The following is a 15,885-nucleotide window of genomic DNA, read 5'->3' on the forward strand; positions in this document are numbered from 1 at the left end:
CCGACAAAGGACCAACGGACAAGGGGCCAACGGGCAAGGGCCCAGTGGACAAGGGCCCAACGGAGTGGAATGAGGGTCGGCATGGCGTTGGTCCGTGGGAGGGCGAATGGCCCACTGACCCGCGTTTCGACCCTCAGTTTTTGGAGCACGGCGATAGCCGCAACGTTGTTGACCAGTACCGCTACTGGTCGATGGAGGCTATCCGGGCTGATTTGGATCAGCGCCGCCACCCGTTTCATGTTGCGATTGAGAATTTTGAGAATGACATGAATATCGGCACCGTCGTCCGCACCGCAAATGCGTTTTTGGCGGAGGCGGTTCACATTGTGGGGCGGCGTCGTTGGAATCGCCGAGGTGCGATGGTGACGGACCGTTATCAACACATCATTCATCACGACACCGTCGCGGATTTGGTTGCGTGGGCCACCGAACGGGGCCTCTCCGTGGTCGCCATTGATAACACGCCCGGTTCAGTTCCCCTAGAAACTGCTGAAATCCCGCGAAATTGTGTGCTCCTTTTCGGTCAAGAAGGCCCGGGCATCACTTCTGAAGCCCAGGACGCGGCGTTGATGACCTGCTCGATCGCACAATTCGGCTCGACGCGCTCGATCAATGCGGGGGTGGCCGCAGGAATCGCGATGCACACGTGGGTACGCCAGCACGCCACGCTTGACGACGCCTGGTAGCTCCCCACACCACCCTAAGACCACCCCCAGCCTCAACAATGGCATAACTTTGCCGATTCCCGCCACGGTCCCCGAGACTCCAGCGGCTTTTGCAGTTCCCGATGCGCTTGCAGTTCGAGAGGCTGCTGCAGTTTCCGAGGTCCCGCGAGTGTGTGCATATGTGTGAAAAGTGAAGCGGACAAATTTGTCGTTTAAAAAACGAGCGATGCTCTGACCTGGATTTATGCTTCCGTAGAGGGCGGACGCAGAGTGTGTCCACCTGGTACCACGCCGTTCATGCAGGTGAAGGCTTGAGAAGAAGGCAGACGGACAAATATGTCCTCATGTAGTTTCAGCTATATATGTGCTTCTCGTGGGTGCGAGAAGGTCATGTTGGGGTCATTCCGGGATTGCGTTGCGTTCCAGGTTGCTGTTGCTAGGGGATAGTGGCTGGACCGAACAGTAGGGGAGAAAGAAAAGGGAAGAAAAAGAGGGAGGAAAGAGAGGGAAGGAGAGAAAATGCAGGGGAAGCGGGAAGAACGGATGTTGGCTCCCTGTATTGAAAGAGAGTAGACAATAGATAAGGGTCTATAGATAAGAATCTATAGAGAAGGATCTATTGAGAGCACACCAAAATGAGGCCGAGGCAGGGCCGAGAGAAGGAGGCAGCGTGGTACGCACGAAGTCATCTGTTTCCGACTCCGCTGAGATGTGGGCATATCGCGCGGACCTTGCAGAGGCAGCGGTAGCTGAACGTCATGCTTCGCCATTGTGGCGATTGCCGCGAACAAACCTGGCGGTGGTTGCATGGCCTGCAACGCCACGTGAAAAGGCCTTTGTCACGTGGCATTACTGGTGGCAGGCGCACTATTTGGATTGTTTGGTGGATGCGGAGCGGCGTCAGTCGACCAAAGCTCGTCGCGCGAACATTTCGCGTACGATCCGGGGGATCCGGATTCGCAACCATGGGAATCTGACTCGTAACCGTTATTACGACGATAAAGCCTGGCTGGCATTGGCGTTAGGGCGGGCCGGGGAAGAAAACCAAGCACGACGCGAAGTACTTGCAGATCTAGAGAAACCGACGGTGAAAACAGCGGGGCTGCCACCACAGTCAAAGCTGCCGAAGTTGCCGAAGCTGCTGCGGGGGCTGGGTAAACCGGGCTTGCCGGGCCTATCGAAGGTGACGCGGTTGTGGCGTCGGCCGAAGACACGATTCCGCCCGCTGGAGGAACTCGAGTTCAACATCCTCGCAGGCCTGGACAATGTCATCGGTGTTTTGCCATGGCGGACAGATGAGAACTTCTTCAACGTCCCGGCGAATGGTCCGGCGGCGATCATGATGGCGAGGAGTGGGCGTCTGGATAAAGCTCGTGAAGTTATGGGCTGGATCTTTGACAACGTCATGGCGGATAACGGGCTTGTGCAGGACGGAATTCGTCTGCACGCGGATGGTCCACGGACAACGGATATCTCCTACACCTACAACCAAGGCACGGTTTTGGGGGCGGCACTGGAAATCGCGATTGCACTAGACAATCAGGAAGCCGGAAATGCTGATGAAGCTTCCGGGGATGCGCAGATGTTCTACATCGCCCGGATCCACGACTTGGTGCGGGCTGTGGCAAAACACTTGGCTACGCCTGCCGGAGTGATTGATAATCAGCGGGACTGCGCACCCAATAAGGGTGGGGATGGCGCTCTGTTTCAGGGGATTCTTGTGCGCTATCTTGCAGACGTGGCGGTGCGTCTCCCGGATACGACGGCGGCCGGCCGGGCGGCTAAGAAGGAGGCGGCACGACTTGTTCTGGCGTCGGCCGCTGCGATGTGGAATAACCGCCTTGAAGTGGACGGATTGCCTGTTTTTCCGGTGCGTTGGGTGGAGGGGGCGAGGTTGCCGCATATTTATGGGGGCGGGGGAGCGTCGATAAGCAAGGCCCCTGAAATTCCGGAACGCGATCTTTCTGTGCAACTTTCTGGCTGGATGTTGCTCGAGGCGGCAGCGCGGGTCGCGCAAAGCGGGCATACTGGTTAACGTAACCGCATTCGAGTGAGAGGACTCTTCATGCCTATTGCAACCCCTGAGGTTTATAACCAAATGCTTGATACGGCCAAGAAGGAAGGTTTTGCTTTCCCGGCCATTAACTGCACTTCCTCGGAGACCATCAACGCTGCGCTACGTGGTTTCGCTGAGGCGGGCTCTGACGGCATCATTCAGTTTTCTACTGGTGGCGCTGAATTTGGTTCCGGTCTGTCGGTGAAGAACAAGGTTGTGGGTGCGGAGGCTCTCGCGGCGTTTGCTCACAAGGTGGCAGAGCAGTACGACATCAACGTGGCGCTGCACACGGATCACTGCCAGAAAGAAGTTCTGGACGAGTATGTGCGCCCGCTGATCGCGATTTCGCAGGAGCGCGTGGATCGTGGTGAGCTGCCGCTGTTCCAGTCGCACATGTGGGATGGTTCCGCGATCCCGATCGATGAAAATCTGGTGATTGCGCAGGAGCTGCTGGAGAAGGCTCGTAAGGCGAACATCATTCTCGAGGTTGAGATTGGTGTTGTCGGTGGTGAAGAGGACGGCGTTGAGGCGAAGGCCGGCGCGAACCTGTACACCTCACGCGAGGACTTTGAAAAGACCATTGATGCGATTGGTACCGGTGAGAAGGGCCGCTACCTGCTGGCAGCTACCTTCGGCAATGTGCACGGCGTGTACAAGCCGGGCAACGTGAAGCTGCGCCCCGAGGTTCTGGACATGGGCCAGAAGGCGGCGGTGGAGAAGCTTGGCTTGTCTGCTGGTGAGCGTCCGTTCGACTTCGTGTTCCACGGTGGTTCCGGTTCTGAGCCGGAGAAGATCGCCGAGTCCCTGACCTACGGCGTGGTGAAGATGAACGTGGACACTGATACTCAGTACGCGTTTACGCGCCCGGTCGCTTCCCACATGTTTGAGAACTACGATGGCGTGCTGAAGATCGACGGTGAGGTAGGTAACAAGAAGGCCTACGATCCGCGTTCGTACCTGAAGAAGGCTGAGCAGTCCATGTCCGAGCGCGTTGTTCAGGCGTGCCAGGATCTGAAGTCTGTGGGCAAGTCTGTTTCGCGGTAATTAGCGTTGTACCGTCAAGGTCAGGCCAGTGAGGGCCTGGCCTTTTCTAGTGCGAAGAACACATGTGATGCCGATGGTTAGACAAACAAATCGCGTGCGTATGACCACGCGTGAGCGCATGGCTGCTGTTGAGGACTCGCTTGAAGCGCGTCTGAAGCGAGTGGCTCAGCGGTTCTTTCCGGCGCTCCGGGTGGGGGTTGCGGCGGGGATTGCGTATGCCATTGCGTTTGAGTGGGTTGGTCACGGGCAGCCTTTTTTCGCGCCGATCAGTGTGGTCATCATCGTCGGGTTGTCCGGCGGTGAGCGGATCAAGCGTGCCTTGGATATGTCGCTTGGGTGCATCCTGGGCGTGTTGGTCGGTGACCTTGTGTTCGCACCGCTTGGCCCGGGTGGGTGGCAGATTGCGGCGGCGGTGTGTGGGTCGATGCTGTTTGCGTCGTTCTTTTCTAAGTCGATGTTGGTGGCCAATCAGGTGGCCATCGGTTCGATTTTGATCTCTACGATCATGCCGCCTGACGCCGCTGTTACGGGCTTCGATCGTGCGGTTGACGCGTTTATTGGATCGGCGGTGGGCCTTGCGGTTGTTGCGCTTGTGCCTTCTGCGCCGTTCGCTGCGGCCCGCCAGGAGATTTCCAAGGTTCTTTCCATTTTGAGCTCAGTGCTTGACGACGTCTCTGCCGGCATCTCCCACCAAGACCCCTCCGAACTGGCCCTGGCGTTGGAGGCGATTCGTGGTACGCAATCCGATATTGATGCCATCTCGAGTGCCACAAAGTCCGGCAGGGAATCCACCCAGCTGTCGCCGTTTTTGTGGGGGTCGCGCCGTTATTTCCAGTCCCTGTCTCGCGCGGTGCCGCCCACGGACAATGCGGTCCGGAGTACCCGCGTTCTTGCTCGTCGTGCGCTTGTGCTTGTGGAGGACAAGGGCACTGTTTCCCCAAGGCAGTTGTGGATCTTGGACCAGCTTTCTGCGATTGTGCTTGACTTGTCGGAGCTTTTTGAGAGTACGTCGAAGTCCAGCCTTTCCGAGCGTATGCCGTCGGTGACTAATCGTTTGCGGTCATTGGCAGCGGAGACTGGTCTGGAGGCTCTTGAATTGGACTGTGAGCCACCGCGTGGGCCGTACCCGCCGGTCAAGGGGTTGCACTCCGGTGCGAAAGCTGCCGGTGAACCCGGTCAGGCCACTTTGTCTGGTGCGGTGATTTTGGCGCAGTCCCGGTCACTCATTGTTGATCTTTTGCAGATCTGTGGTTGGTCCCGGGAGTCCGCTGTTGCGATGTTGAAACCGACATCGGAAACACCGGCGTACCCACCAGAGTTGAGCGCGGGCGGTTTAGGGGAAAGTGGTGCCCCTGGCACTGACGAGCCTGGCCGCTAAGGAGCGGTGTTAAATCCTTCACCCATCTCCTCGAATCGCTTGGATATCGCGCAGGTGCCGGTAAAACGTCACGCGTTCAACGGGGCGCTTAGCGGGGACGTCATCTACGGTGACCTGGATGGCGTGGCCGCCGGATTGGAGGGCGCGTCCGGAGGGGGTGTGGGTGGCGTCGATAAGCGTGTGCTTGCGAAAGCGCGGTTTGCGGATGGCGGCCGCAGCAAGTCCTGGTGCCTGGGTGGTGGGGACGAGACGCGCGCCGTAGAGGCGGGTGTGGCCGTCGCTGCGGACGAGGACGTCATTGTCAACGACGATCTCCCCAAAAAATGGTTTGCCTTCCGCGTGCGTGAGTGTGGCTGACCCGGCGACGACAATGCCGGCATCATTGCGGATACAGGGGATGGGGCGGACCGGGCCGTCGAGTGCGAGTGATTGCGCATTGGTGGGGATGCCCCACAACACGGCGGCGGGGGAGGTGGGATCGGTGGGGAGGTAGGCGATCTCGGCCCACAGGTAGTCCCCGCGCATCATGCGGGTGAGGATCGCGCTGAGTGCGGCATCTGTGCCGGAGACCATAATCCGCAGGCGCTCATCGGGCTGTTGGGGCGCGAAGGTGGGCTCCCCAAGGTGTGAAACCTTAGGTGACGCTGCGATCTCTTGCAGCGATGGGGTTGGGTCGATGGGGAGGACCTCGCGTGCGATCTCGTCGAGAAATCGGAGGTCTTTTCGCGTGGGAATCGCCGGAAGCTCCTGATTTTCGGCGCCGTCGATGGTGATGCCGGTAGCGCACGCGCAATGAACAAGCCGCATGGCGCTCACGCTACATCGGCAGGGGCGTGGTTGAGATATTCAGGCCCATGTCCGTTGGCATCTTTCTTGGAGCAGAAGGTGTTTCCGACGCTCAACGGAAAGCCACCAACGGAGTAGCGGTACAATGTTCCTGGACTTTTGCGGGCACGATCCCGCAGGGAGCACACACGACAGCTGTGACATGCAGCGCGAATTAGGGAGCGTTTTATGGCGGCCATCATTATCGTCGGAGCCCAGTGGGGCGATGAGGGCAAAGGTAAAGCCACGGACATTCTTGGTGGCCGGGTGGACTATGTGGTGAAGCCGAATGGTGGTAACAACGCTGGTCACACGGTTGTTGTGGGTGGTGAGAAGTATGAGCTGAAGCTTCTGCCTGCCGGCGTTCTCAGTGAGAATGCAACTCCGGTGCTGGGCAACGGTGTGGTTGTGAACCTGGAGGCACTGTTCGAGGAGATTGATGGGCTGGAGGCCCGTGGCGCGAACGCGAGCCGGCTGAGAATCAGTTCGAATGCGCACCTAGTGTCGCCGTATCACCAGACGCTTGATCGCGTACAGGAGCGCTTCCTGGGCAAGCGTGCGATCGGCACCACTGGCCGAGGTATTGGTCCGACGTATGCAGACAAAGTCGCTCGCGTAGGTATTCGCGTCCAAGATCTTTTCGACGAATCCATCCTCCGCCAGAAGATCGAATCCGCTTTGGATGTGAAAAACCAAATGTTGGTGAAGATGTACAACCGCAAGGCAATCGATCCGGATGAGGTTGTGGACTACTTCTTGGGCTACGCCGATCGCGTTAAGCCCATGGTCATTGATGCGGAATTTGAGCTGAATAAAGCTCTCGACGAAGGCAAGCACGTCCTCATGGAGGGCGGCCAAGCCACGATGCTGGACGTTGACCATGGCACCTACCCGTTTGTCACCTCCTCCAACCCAACGGCAGGCGGTGCCTGCGGGGGCTCCGGTATCGGGCCGACACGGATTACGGCTGCCCTGGGCATCATCAAGGCATACACCACTCGCGTGGGTGCCGGCCCATTCCCCACTGAACTCTTTGATAAATGGGGCGACTACCTGCAAGAAACCGGCGGTGAGGTGGGCGTAAACACCGGCCGCAAACGTCGCTGTGGCTGGTATGACTCCGTGATCGCCCGCTACGCCACCCGCGTCAACGGCTTCACCGACTACTTCCTGACCAAGCTCGACGTGCTCACCGGCATCGGAGAAATCCCCATCTGCGTCGCCTACGACGTTGACGGTGTCCGCCACGACGAGATGCCCCTGACCCAGTCCGAATTCCATCACGCCGAGCCCATCTACGAAACGATGCCGGCTTGGGACGAGGACATCACTGGTTGCCGCACCTTCGAAGACCTGCCACAGAAGGCCCAGGACTACGTCCTGCGCCTCGAGGAGCTTTCCGGTGCGCCCATCAGCTATATCGGCGTTGGTCCTGGCCGCGATCAAACCATCGTGCGCCACGACGTCATGGAGCGCTAACCTGCCCAAAATTGGCCGGAACAGGCGTTGACGGTAGCGCATGCCTACTTCAAAGGGGCTAGCTAACGTCAGCGCTCAAAGCGGTTCTACATTGAAGCGTCCTGAAGTTAGTCTCTTCAGAGCAATCAGATTGAACTAACGACCTTAGCCCAAAAATTTGCACTGAAATTCACGGAGTTACCGTCTTTCTCATACTTCGCCAAGATCGTCTTCTTGTCTGCTTTGACTTCTTCATCTCCGACTGATTCTGATGTACTCAGGATCTTTCTTGCGGTGGCCTGTGCTTTAGCGATGCGGTCTTGCTTGTGCGGTTGTGGGTCGCTGGTCGTCTCGCGTGTTCGCTCGTCTTGTTCCTCGGTAGTTTCGACATGCGAAGCATGCATTCTGTTGATAAAGAACCGCTCAATTTCTCCCGAGGCACCTGCTGTTAGAAGGCCAGTCTGAGTCTGAAATTGTATTGACCAAACGAACGCGGACAGGCATCCAGGAAGAACGAAAAGGAAAATGAGGAAAAGAAGAACCCCAAGTATTTCCCTTATTGTTCCGGTAGGTAGACAGCCTCCAACGATGAGGCCTATCAATAGAGTGATTACCGTCGCAGAAAGAGGCCATTTTTGTTTGCGCCGGATTTTCTTCGCTTCTTTTGCAAACCAATTGCGATCGGAGTTGAGACTGGTGCAAATACGTTCCCATTCAATGCGGGCGAGGGCCACACTGCATAAATGGATGGGGATGGCGACGAATGGGACTGCGAAGATAATCCAATTCTTAGTGCTGTCGACCTGTTTGAAGATTTCTAGAGGCGGGAATGTTAACGCAGCAGACAAGATCGCCAAAAGCAATAAACAGTGGCGTTGACTGAACTCGAGAATGCGCCATCTGCAAAGATATCGGAGTATTTTCGGGCACGTCCGCGTAGGTGGCCCCTGCCTTTTAGCTCCCGACTCGCCTAGTTGCTGGTCAAGCTCATTTAGAAGGAAGTCAACTTTCGCTCTTCGTTTCTTCGGGTAATTCGCCTGCCGCGCTTCAATCAGGCTTGGGGCTTCGGGCGTGTGTACCGCGGTAGCGGAAACGACGGTAGCAACTCCAAGGACCATGATCATCAGCATGGCGAGTATGAGTTCAGGCCCGGATGCCTCCTTTATTTCATCGCAGCAATACGCCCAGCAGAGGTTGATTAACAATATTTCGCCGATGGCGACGTTCATCATCCCAAGAAACAGTGAAAGATTCCGTAGTTTCCTGTTGGCGACTAAACGCTCTGCGAAGTACTGAGCCTCAGTAGCAGAGACTTCGGCGGGGATCTCAATAGGGGATTGCCTGTTTGCGGTAGCGATACTCGTGGCGAGGATGGCAGCAAAAATCGCCAGCATCATTTGTATGCCCGAACTGATTTGTTCTGGTGCTAATGGGGTTAATTGGTGGTCCGTAAAATAGAGCGCAAGTAGAACCAAACCAATTACGAAGCTGACGACCGTGCCGCCGATCAAGAGGCTGAAGACTCCATTGTAGAATTGCTTCTCGGCTTGGTGTTCTTCTTTTTCAAGTAATTCGTAGTTGGTGTTCATCGCCATCGGAACCTGCCTTGCCTCATCGTTGGAAATGTCTGGCAACTTAGACATTTCCTCCTGATCTTAGACTCGAAACAAGTAGCGCTGATGCATTGTCATTCGGAGAGAATGGCAACAGTTCCGATTGGGTTCCCGCGGTCGAGTGCCTGACTCGCTCAATCGATGATGGTCGATGGGCGAACCGAAATAGCCCCTGACGCTAACTCCGCTCGTCGCAGGGGCAAGGCGTCAGAAGGATACGGGACTTGACCATGGGGTCGCGGGCTTCATCGGCTAAGGGGTAATTGATAGTGCGCATCAGGTGGGGTGATGCGATAGAGTGCCAGCTCGCCTTAAGTGATTCTTAGACTACGCGCGGAAGATCAGTTCAAAGCGTACGGCGAACCTTTTCTGTAAGTCGATTCTCCGGCAACAATCGCCTTTTAAAAGGCATTTTATTCATTCAGTGGACGAAACCGTTAAAGGGATCTAACATCCTGAGAGAAATTTATATTTCGACTTGAGGGGTTTGCCGCAGGGCAGCGCTTCATTGTTCCCAGGTGTGCAGGTACGACGTGTGAAGGAAGAGAGTATGAAGAAGCAAGTAATCACGCTGGTTGTCACAGCCGCGATGATTGCACCACTGTCCGTTTCCCCGGTTGAGGCGCAGGAGAGTATGCCGGCGCATATTCAGCGTACGGGCGAGCGTTTCAGTACCAATTACGATTTCCCGACCTTCGACTGGAGTGGACACAAGTGGGCTGTCCGTCAGACGGAAGGCAAGCTGAACTTCGGTGGCCCGCAGGCTGAAGACCCAGCTGATGGTCGTGCGAAGTGGATCAATGGTGCACAGGTTCTGCCGAATGGCGATTTGAAGATTCAGAACGACGGTATTCGTGGTGCTGTGGAAATCAACGCTATTGATTCCACTGGGTATGGCACCTATACGTTCGAGTACTCCGGTGATTTTGACAATATGGATCCGCACAACGTCCTGGGTATTTTCCCGTATGACATGGCGGAACTGGAACTGAACAAGTTGGATGAGGTTCACAAGAACGCATCCGGTTCGACTGAGATTGACTTCATTGAGATCAGCCGTTGGGGTCAAATTAACCGCAAACTCCCACACGGTGGCGTGACCTACTACCCTGACACCCCGCAGCTTCCGTCGCGCTACAACATTGATCAGTTCGACGTACCTGCAGGTCAGCAGACTTTGCAGACCATTGCTCAGTGGGAGCATAACTACCTTCGCGTGATCACGAAGAAGAAGGATGGTGAGGTGCTCTCGGACGTTACCTCAACCCACCGCGTACCAGAGGACACCGGCACGCAGCAGCTCCGCATTAACTTGTGGACCACTGGCGCTAACAAGAGCGAGCACAAGAAAGCGGAAGGTGATGAGATCATCTTCCACGATTACTCCTACACCCCGGACGCTGACTCCCCGGCGGCTACGGCTCCGAGCAGCTCCGGCTCCAGCTTTTCGTCCTCGTTCTCGTCCTCGGCACCTGCTCAAAAGGATGTGGCGCCAGAAGCTCCGGCAGAGAATATGCCGGGGAACGACGTGCCTGACGCCAATGCACCCGAGGCGGGCTCACCGGATGCTGTTCCAGGGGCACCGGAAGCGCCGGCACCTGTTGGCGAGCCAGAGGAAGCTCCGGAAACGAATCAGCAGGACGCGAGCTCGGTTGCAGCCCAGCTTCTGGGGGATGACTCCAGCTCAGAGGTCTTCAACCCTGATGAAAAGGTGAAGCGTTCTAGCGAGGACAAGGCTGCTGAAAAGAGCAAGGAACGCGGTTCCTCCGGCAGCAGCGAAGGATTCTTCCAGCGTCTCTGGGGTGTTGTCCGAGGTCTGTTCGGATTCTAGGGTTCGCCTGAACAAAGTTCTGCTGCACGCGGTTAGCGCTTTTAGATAACAGCGTTAACCGCGTGTTGTCTTTGTCCACGCACCTAGAGACCTAGTCAAGATCAGTGGGTTAAGTAGTTAAAAGCCGGAGTCGGCCCGTTGTGAGGGGCTGGACTCCGGCTTAACTGTTTCTGCTTCTTAGGACGCGCCTGAACCAGTTGACATGTTCGGTCAGCCGTTCTGCTCGGGGTGGGAGGCGCTGACCATGTCTTCCCACTCGACGATCTTCTTGCGTTCGCGGCCTTCTGCTTCGCCGAGGGCGCGCTCGGCTGCGTCGAGGTTGTGCCAGCCGTCCCAGGTGGTTACCTGGACGCCCTTGGTAGCCAACAGGTCCAGAATGGCTTCGTCGTTGCGGTGGGTGGTGGGGGTGAGACGGCCGGCGGTGAAATCGTCGAGAAGCATGGTCGTGGTGTCTTTGGCGTCGGACTTGGTGTTGCCAATCAGCCCGATGGGGCCGCGTTTGATCCAGCCGGTGGCGTACAGGCCGGGGATGATGTCGCCGCCGAATTCGGTGAGCACGTGGCCTTCGTCGTTGGGGATGACGGCGCGGAGATCGTCGAAAGGAACGCCTTCGACGGCGTCGGAGCGGTAGCCGACGGCGCGGTAGACGGCCTGAACATCCCAGGTTGTGGTCTTCCCGGTGAGAGTTACGCCGCCTTTGCCGTCGAGTTCGGTGCGTTCGGTGACAAATCCGGTGACTTTGCCGTTTTCGTCGCCAAGAATCTCCACGGGGGACTCGAAGAAGTGGATGAAGAGCTTGTGTGGGGCGCCTTTCGGGTCGCGCATCGCGTAGTTTTCGAGGGTCTGGCAGACGAGGTCGACGCTCTTTGCTTCACGACGAGCCTGCTCCGACGCCTCGTCATAATCAATGTCCTCCGGGTCCACGATGACTTCGATGGTGTCGGAGTGGTCGAGTTCTTTGAGTTCCAGCGGTGTGAACTTCGCCTGGGCGGGGCCGCGACGGCCGAAGATGTGGATTTCCTTCGCGGCGGACGAATTCAGATTCTCGTATACGTTGTCGGGGATCTCCGTGACCTTGAGCTCGTCCGCGGTTTTGGCCAGCACGCGGGCGATGTCGAGGGCGACGTTGCCTACGCCGACGATCGCGATCTTTTCGGCAGTGAGGTCCCAGTCGCGCTCGAAATCGGGGTTGCCGTCGTAGAAGCCGACAAATTCGCCGGCACCGTAATGGCCGTCTAGGTCCGCGCCGGGCACATTCAAGTCACGGTCGGCGACCGCACCGGTGGCAAAGATAACTGCGTCGTAGTATTCCTGCAGCTCTGCAACGGTGATGTCCTTGCCCACATCGACGTTGCCCAGCAAGCGGATCTCCGGTTTATCCATCACGTTATGGAGGGATTTAATAATGCCCTTGATGCGCGGGTGATCCGGTGCCACGCCGTAGCGGATGAGGCCGAAGGGGGCCGGCATACGCTCGAAAAGGTCCACGCGTACCGGGGTGCCGTTTTTGGCCAGGTCTGACTTCACCAAAAGGTCAGAGGCGTAGATACCGGCTGGGCCGGAACCGACGACGGCGACGCGGAGGGAATCAGGGGACTCGGTGGTCATTGGTTTCGCTACATCCTTGAATTGCTCAATATCAAAATCTCTATCCGACATGATAGCGGGCATGACAAATAGGCCTAGCAGTGCGTTTGGCTGGGGGATGCGGCTCCCATTTGGGTGGGGGAAGTGAAAAAGCCCACAGTAAACCGGCAACGTGTTGGTGGAGACATAGTTAGACTAGGGAACGTTGATAAGCGTCGATAAGCAATGTGCTTGGTTATGGAAAGGAAACGCATGGCTAACAGGTCTGTCCTGATCACCACGGTCGGCCGTAGTTTTGACGGCATCGATGTTGCGGGACTCGCCGCGGAGACCAACCTGAACCTCGTCCAGCTTTCAGAGCAAGAGGCGGATGTCGCGGCGATTGTTGCGGCGGACTTGGTGGCGGGCGATACCTTGGTGCGGGGTTCCGGAGACTACAACTTTGACGCTGACGTGGCGTCCGCACTTGGTCTTCCTCTCCTTGTTGTGGCGGGCTGTCCTGTGGCGGCCGAGCGTGCGCAGGCTCGCATTGAGCAGCTGGGGGCGACGATCGCGGACGTGGTCGCGGACGTGGATAAGGCAGCGGTGCTCAAGGCGCTGGAGATTGAAACTGAGCCGGTCATGTCGGCTGCTGTTTTTGAGCACTGGCTGCTCACCCGCGCGAAGGCCGACCGCAAGCACATCGTGTTGCCGGAGGGCGAGGATGACCGCATTCTGCAGGCCGCGGATCAGCTGCTGGCGAAGAATGTTGCGGACATCACCATCCTGGGCGTTGCTGAGGACATTCAGCGTCGCGCCGACAGCCTGGGCCTGAACCTGTCCAAGGCCCACATCATCGATCACCTGAATTCTGAGCGGCTGGAGGAATTCGCCGATGATTTCGCGGAGCTGCGTAAGTCCAAGGGCATCACTCTGGATGAGGCGCGGGAGACGATGAAGGACATCTCCTACTTTGCCACCATGATGGTGCACAAGGGCTTGGCCGATGGCATGGTGTCCGGTGCGGCGAACACGACGGCGCACACGATTAAGCCGTCCTTCCAGATCATCAAAACGGTTCCGGACGCATCTGTTGTGTCCTCTATCTTCCTTATGGTCATGCGGGATCGCCTGTGGGCTTTCGGTGACTGCGCGGTGAACCCGAATCCGACTGCGGATCAGATCGGTGAGATCGCCGTGGTCTCCGCCAAGACCGCTGCTCAGTTCGGCATCGACCCGAAGGTGGCCATCCTGTCTTATTCCACCGGTACGTCTGGCACTGGCCCGGATGTGGACCGTTCTGTGGAAGCCACGGCCAAGGCGCATGAGCTGGACCCAGAGCTCGCTGTCGATGGTCCGCTGCAGTTTGATGCGGCGTGTGACCCGGGTGTGGGTAAGAAGAAGGCGCCGGATTCCCCGGTGGCGGGTGAGGCGAATGTGTTCATTTTCCCTGACCTAGAGGCCGGCAATGCTGGCTACAAGATCGCCCAGCGTACGGCCGATGCGTTGGCTGTTGGCCCGATCCTGCAGGGGCTGAACAAACCCGTCAATGATCTGTCGCGTGGCGCGACGGTCCCCGACATTGTTAACACGGTGGCTATCACTGCTATCCAGGCACAAGGAGCATAAAAATGTCTTACGTCCTCGTTCTGAACTCCGGTTCCTCCTCGATCAAATTCCAGATCGTTGACCCGCAAGCTTCTGCTTCGGACACGCCGTTCGTGTCTGGCCTTGTGGAGCAGATTGGTGAGCCGAAGGGCAACATCCGCATCAAGATTGAGGGCCGTGAGGTCGGCTCCACAATGCCGATCCGTGACCACCGCGGTGGTCTGCAGCTAGCTATCGCCATGTTGGACGCCAACGGCGTAGGCCCGACGCAGATGCACATCATCGCTGTGGGGCACCGTGTTGTGCACGGCGGCCAGACATTCGGTGAGCCCGTGCTTATCGACGACTCGGTGGTGGACCAAATCCGCGAACTCATTCCGCTTGCCCCGCTGCATAACCCGGCGAACATCGACGGCATTGATGTGGCCCGCGCACTGCTGCCGGACATCCCGCACGTAGCTGTGTTTGATACCGGCTTCTTCGGTGATCTGCCGGATGGTGCCGCACACTACGCGATTGATGATGATTTGGCGCGGGAGCACCAGATCCGCCGCTACGGTTTCCACGGCACGTCCCACGAGTTCGTGTCCTCCCAGGTTCCGGAGCTCATTGGCCAGTCGCAGGAGGAGACCAACCAGATTGTTCTCCACATTGGTAACGGTGCTTCCATCTCCGCCGTTCGTGGTGGCAAGCCGGTGGACACTTCGATGGGCCTGACTCCTCTTGAGGGCTTGGTCATGGGAACTCGTTCCGGTGATATTGATCCGGGTGTGATCTTCCACCTCTACCGCACCGCTGGCATGAGCATCGATGACATCGATGACCTGCTCAACCGCCGCTCGGGCCTCAAGGGCCTAGCTGGTGTGAATGACTTCCGTGAGATCAACGCCCGCATCGCTGATGGTGACAAGAAGGCCAAGCTGGCCTATGACGTCTACGTCCACCGTCTGCGCCGCTACATCGGCGCCTACATGATTGGTCTGGGGCGTGTGGACGCGATCACCTTCACCGCCGGTGTCGGCGAGAATGCCGCACAGGTCCGCGCGGATGCCCTGGCCAACCTCGAAGGCTTTGGCATCAAGCTGGACCCGGCCAAGAATGAGGAAGGCTCTGGAGCCCGGATCATTTCCGCCGACGACTCCACCACCAAGGTGCTGGTTGTGCCGACGAATGAGGAGCTCGCCATCGCCCAGAAGTCCGCAGCAATCGCGGGCTAGTTGTAGTTGCCTTTCGGCAACTACAACTAGGGGGCCTTACTTCTCCTCTTTCTTCCCTTCTCCTGCTACCTCGTCCCTTTGTTCCTTCTAGGTCGCCGTAAGGCGGCCTAGAACTGTTATGTCCATAGGGTTTTTGGACATGGAGTCCGGTGTCTTTTTGGACACGGAATCCATGGTGTTCTTGGACATTTCTAGCGGCTTATGGTTGTAGCCTGCGTTTCGGCCGGGGCTTGGATAGTTTCGGGTTCATCTGGGGTGGTCGGCGGTGTTTCATTCCTTCGACGAGGTTGATGTTGACCTGACCACCTGGTGGCCTGTGGCTCAACGTGATCGGCAGGGGCACGCTGAAGAGGAATTCACCGTCATGGGCCGTGTAGAACTCCGCAGTGTTATCGGCTGTGACCGTGGAGTAGAGTCTGCGGTTTTTAAACCTCAGACCAATGTAGAGACCGAAGCCGCACACGCGTACAACGCCATCTTTGCTCATGCAGAGTTGCTCTGGGATGCCCCAATAGTTTGTTGAATGTGTCGTAGGCATCGTTAACGTAGGGGTATCGGTGGGAGGTATGCCTTGCTGAGCTGCCATGTCATCGGTGTTGGCCTCGTGTGAAGTTGCCGCTTCCG

Annotated in this window: 11 protein-coding genes and 1 pseudogene; 8 read left to right on the forward strand and 4 right to left on the reverse strand. The window is 57.5% G+C overall.

Annotated features, from left to right (window positions below):
- The first annotated feature begins 44 nt into the window (after nt 1–44).
- From F4V54_RS02740 to F4V54_RS02755, 4 genes are all read left to right on the forward strand, one after another.
- A complete protein-coding gene (locus F4V54_RS02740; RefSeq protein WP_102723457.1) occupies nt 45–686 on the forward strand; it encodes a TrmH family RNA methyltransferase in 642 nt (213 codons plus the stop codon).
- 688 nt (nt 687–1,374) lie between these two features.
- The gene (locus F4V54_RS02745) at nt 1,375–2,700 is read left to right on the forward strand and encodes a glycoside hydrolase family 76 protein (protein ID WP_249041212.1); all 1,326 of its coding nucleotides are present in this window, start codon (nt 1,375–1,377) and stop codon (nt 2,698–2,700) included.
- 30 nt (nt 2,701–2,730) lie between these two features.
- Nucleotides 2,731–3,765: a class II fructose-bisphosphate aldolase gene (gene fbaA, locus F4V54_RS02750; RefSeq protein WP_034662806.1), complete on the forward strand. Its 1,035-nt coding sequence runs from the start codon at nt 2,731–2,733 to the stop codon at nt 3,763–3,765.
- Between the two features lie 100 nt (nt 3,766–3,865).
- The gene (locus F4V54_RS02755; RefSeq protein WP_150386169.1) at nt 3,866–5,143 is read left to right on the forward strand and encodes an FUSC family protein; all 1,278 of its coding nucleotides are present in this window, start codon (nt 3,866–3,868) and stop codon (nt 5,141–5,143) included.
- Nucleotides 5,144–5,161: 18 nt separating this feature from the next.
- Here the strand turns inward: F4V54_RS02755 and F4V54_RS02760 are convergent, their stop codons facing one another.
- Nucleotides 5,162–5,950 carry a hypothetical protein gene (locus F4V54_RS02760; RefSeq protein ID WP_150386159.1) on the reverse strand — a complete coding sequence of 263 codons (789 nt, stop codon included), beginning with the start codon at nt 5,948–5,950 and terminating at the stop codon, nt 5,162–5,164.
- A 207-nt stretch (nt 5,951–6,157) separates the two neighbouring features.
- Between F4V54_RS02760 and F4V54_RS02765 the strand changes: the two genes are divergently transcribed.
- A complete protein-coding gene (locus F4V54_RS02765) occupies nt 6,158–7,447 on the forward strand; it encodes an adenylosuccinate synthase (protein ID WP_150386160.1) in 1,290 nt (429 codons plus the stop codon).
- A 125-nt stretch (nt 7,448–7,572) separates the two neighbouring features.
- Here the strand turns inward: F4V54_RS02765 and F4V54_RS02770 are convergent, their stop codons facing one another.
- Complete coding sequence (locus tag F4V54_RS02770) at nt 7,573–9,069, reverse strand: hypothetical protein (RefSeq protein WP_150386161.1); 1,497 nt, start codon at nt 9,067–9,069, stop codon at nt 7,573–7,575.
- A 520-nt stretch (nt 9,070–9,589) separates the two neighbouring features.
- On the opposite strand from F4V54_RS02770, the gene F4V54_RS02775 reads away from it, so the two are divergent.
- Nucleotides 9,590–10,870: a hypothetical protein gene (locus F4V54_RS02775; protein WP_034662077.1), complete on the forward strand. Its 1,281-nt coding sequence runs from the start codon at nt 9,590–9,592 to the stop codon at nt 10,868–10,870.
- A 210-nt stretch (nt 10,871–11,080) separates the two neighbouring features.
- On the opposite strand, the gene F4V54_RS02780 is transcribed toward F4V54_RS02775, so the two are convergent.
- Nucleotides 11,081–12,478: an FAD-dependent oxidoreductase gene (locus tag F4V54_RS02780; protein WP_102723549.1), complete on the reverse strand. Its 1,398-nt coding sequence runs from the start codon at nt 12,476–12,478 to the stop codon at nt 11,081–11,083.
- A 231-nt stretch (nt 12,479–12,709) separates the two neighbouring features.
- On the opposite strand from F4V54_RS02780, the gene pta reads away from it, so the two are divergent.
- Both pta and F4V54_RS02790 read left to right on the forward strand, forming a co-directional pair.
- Nucleotides 12,710–14,065, forward strand: a complete 1,356-nt coding sequence (gene pta / locus F4V54_RS02785; protein ID WP_150386162.1) for a phosphate acetyltransferase — start codon at nt 12,710–12,712, stop codon at nt 14,063–14,065.
- 2 nt (nt 14,066–14,067) lie between these two features.
- The gene (locus F4V54_RS02790; RefSeq protein ID WP_150386163.1) at nt 14,068–15,261 is read left to right on the forward strand and encodes an acetate kinase; all 1,194 of its coding nucleotides are present in this window, start codon (nt 14,068–14,070) and stop codon (nt 15,259–15,261) included.
- Nucleotides 15,262–15,460: 199 nt separating this feature from the next.
- Here F4V54_RS02790 and F4V54_RS02795 read toward each other — a convergent pair.
- Nucleotides 15,461–15,885 (reverse strand): annotated as a pseudogene (locus F4V54_RS02795) (transposase); the annotation flags it as partial.

Source organism: Corynebacterium tuscaniense (genome assembly GCF_008693065.1).
GTDB classification, from domain to species: Bacteria; Actinomycetota; Actinomycetes; order Mycobacteriales; family Mycobacteriaceae; genus Corynebacterium; species Corynebacterium tuscaniense.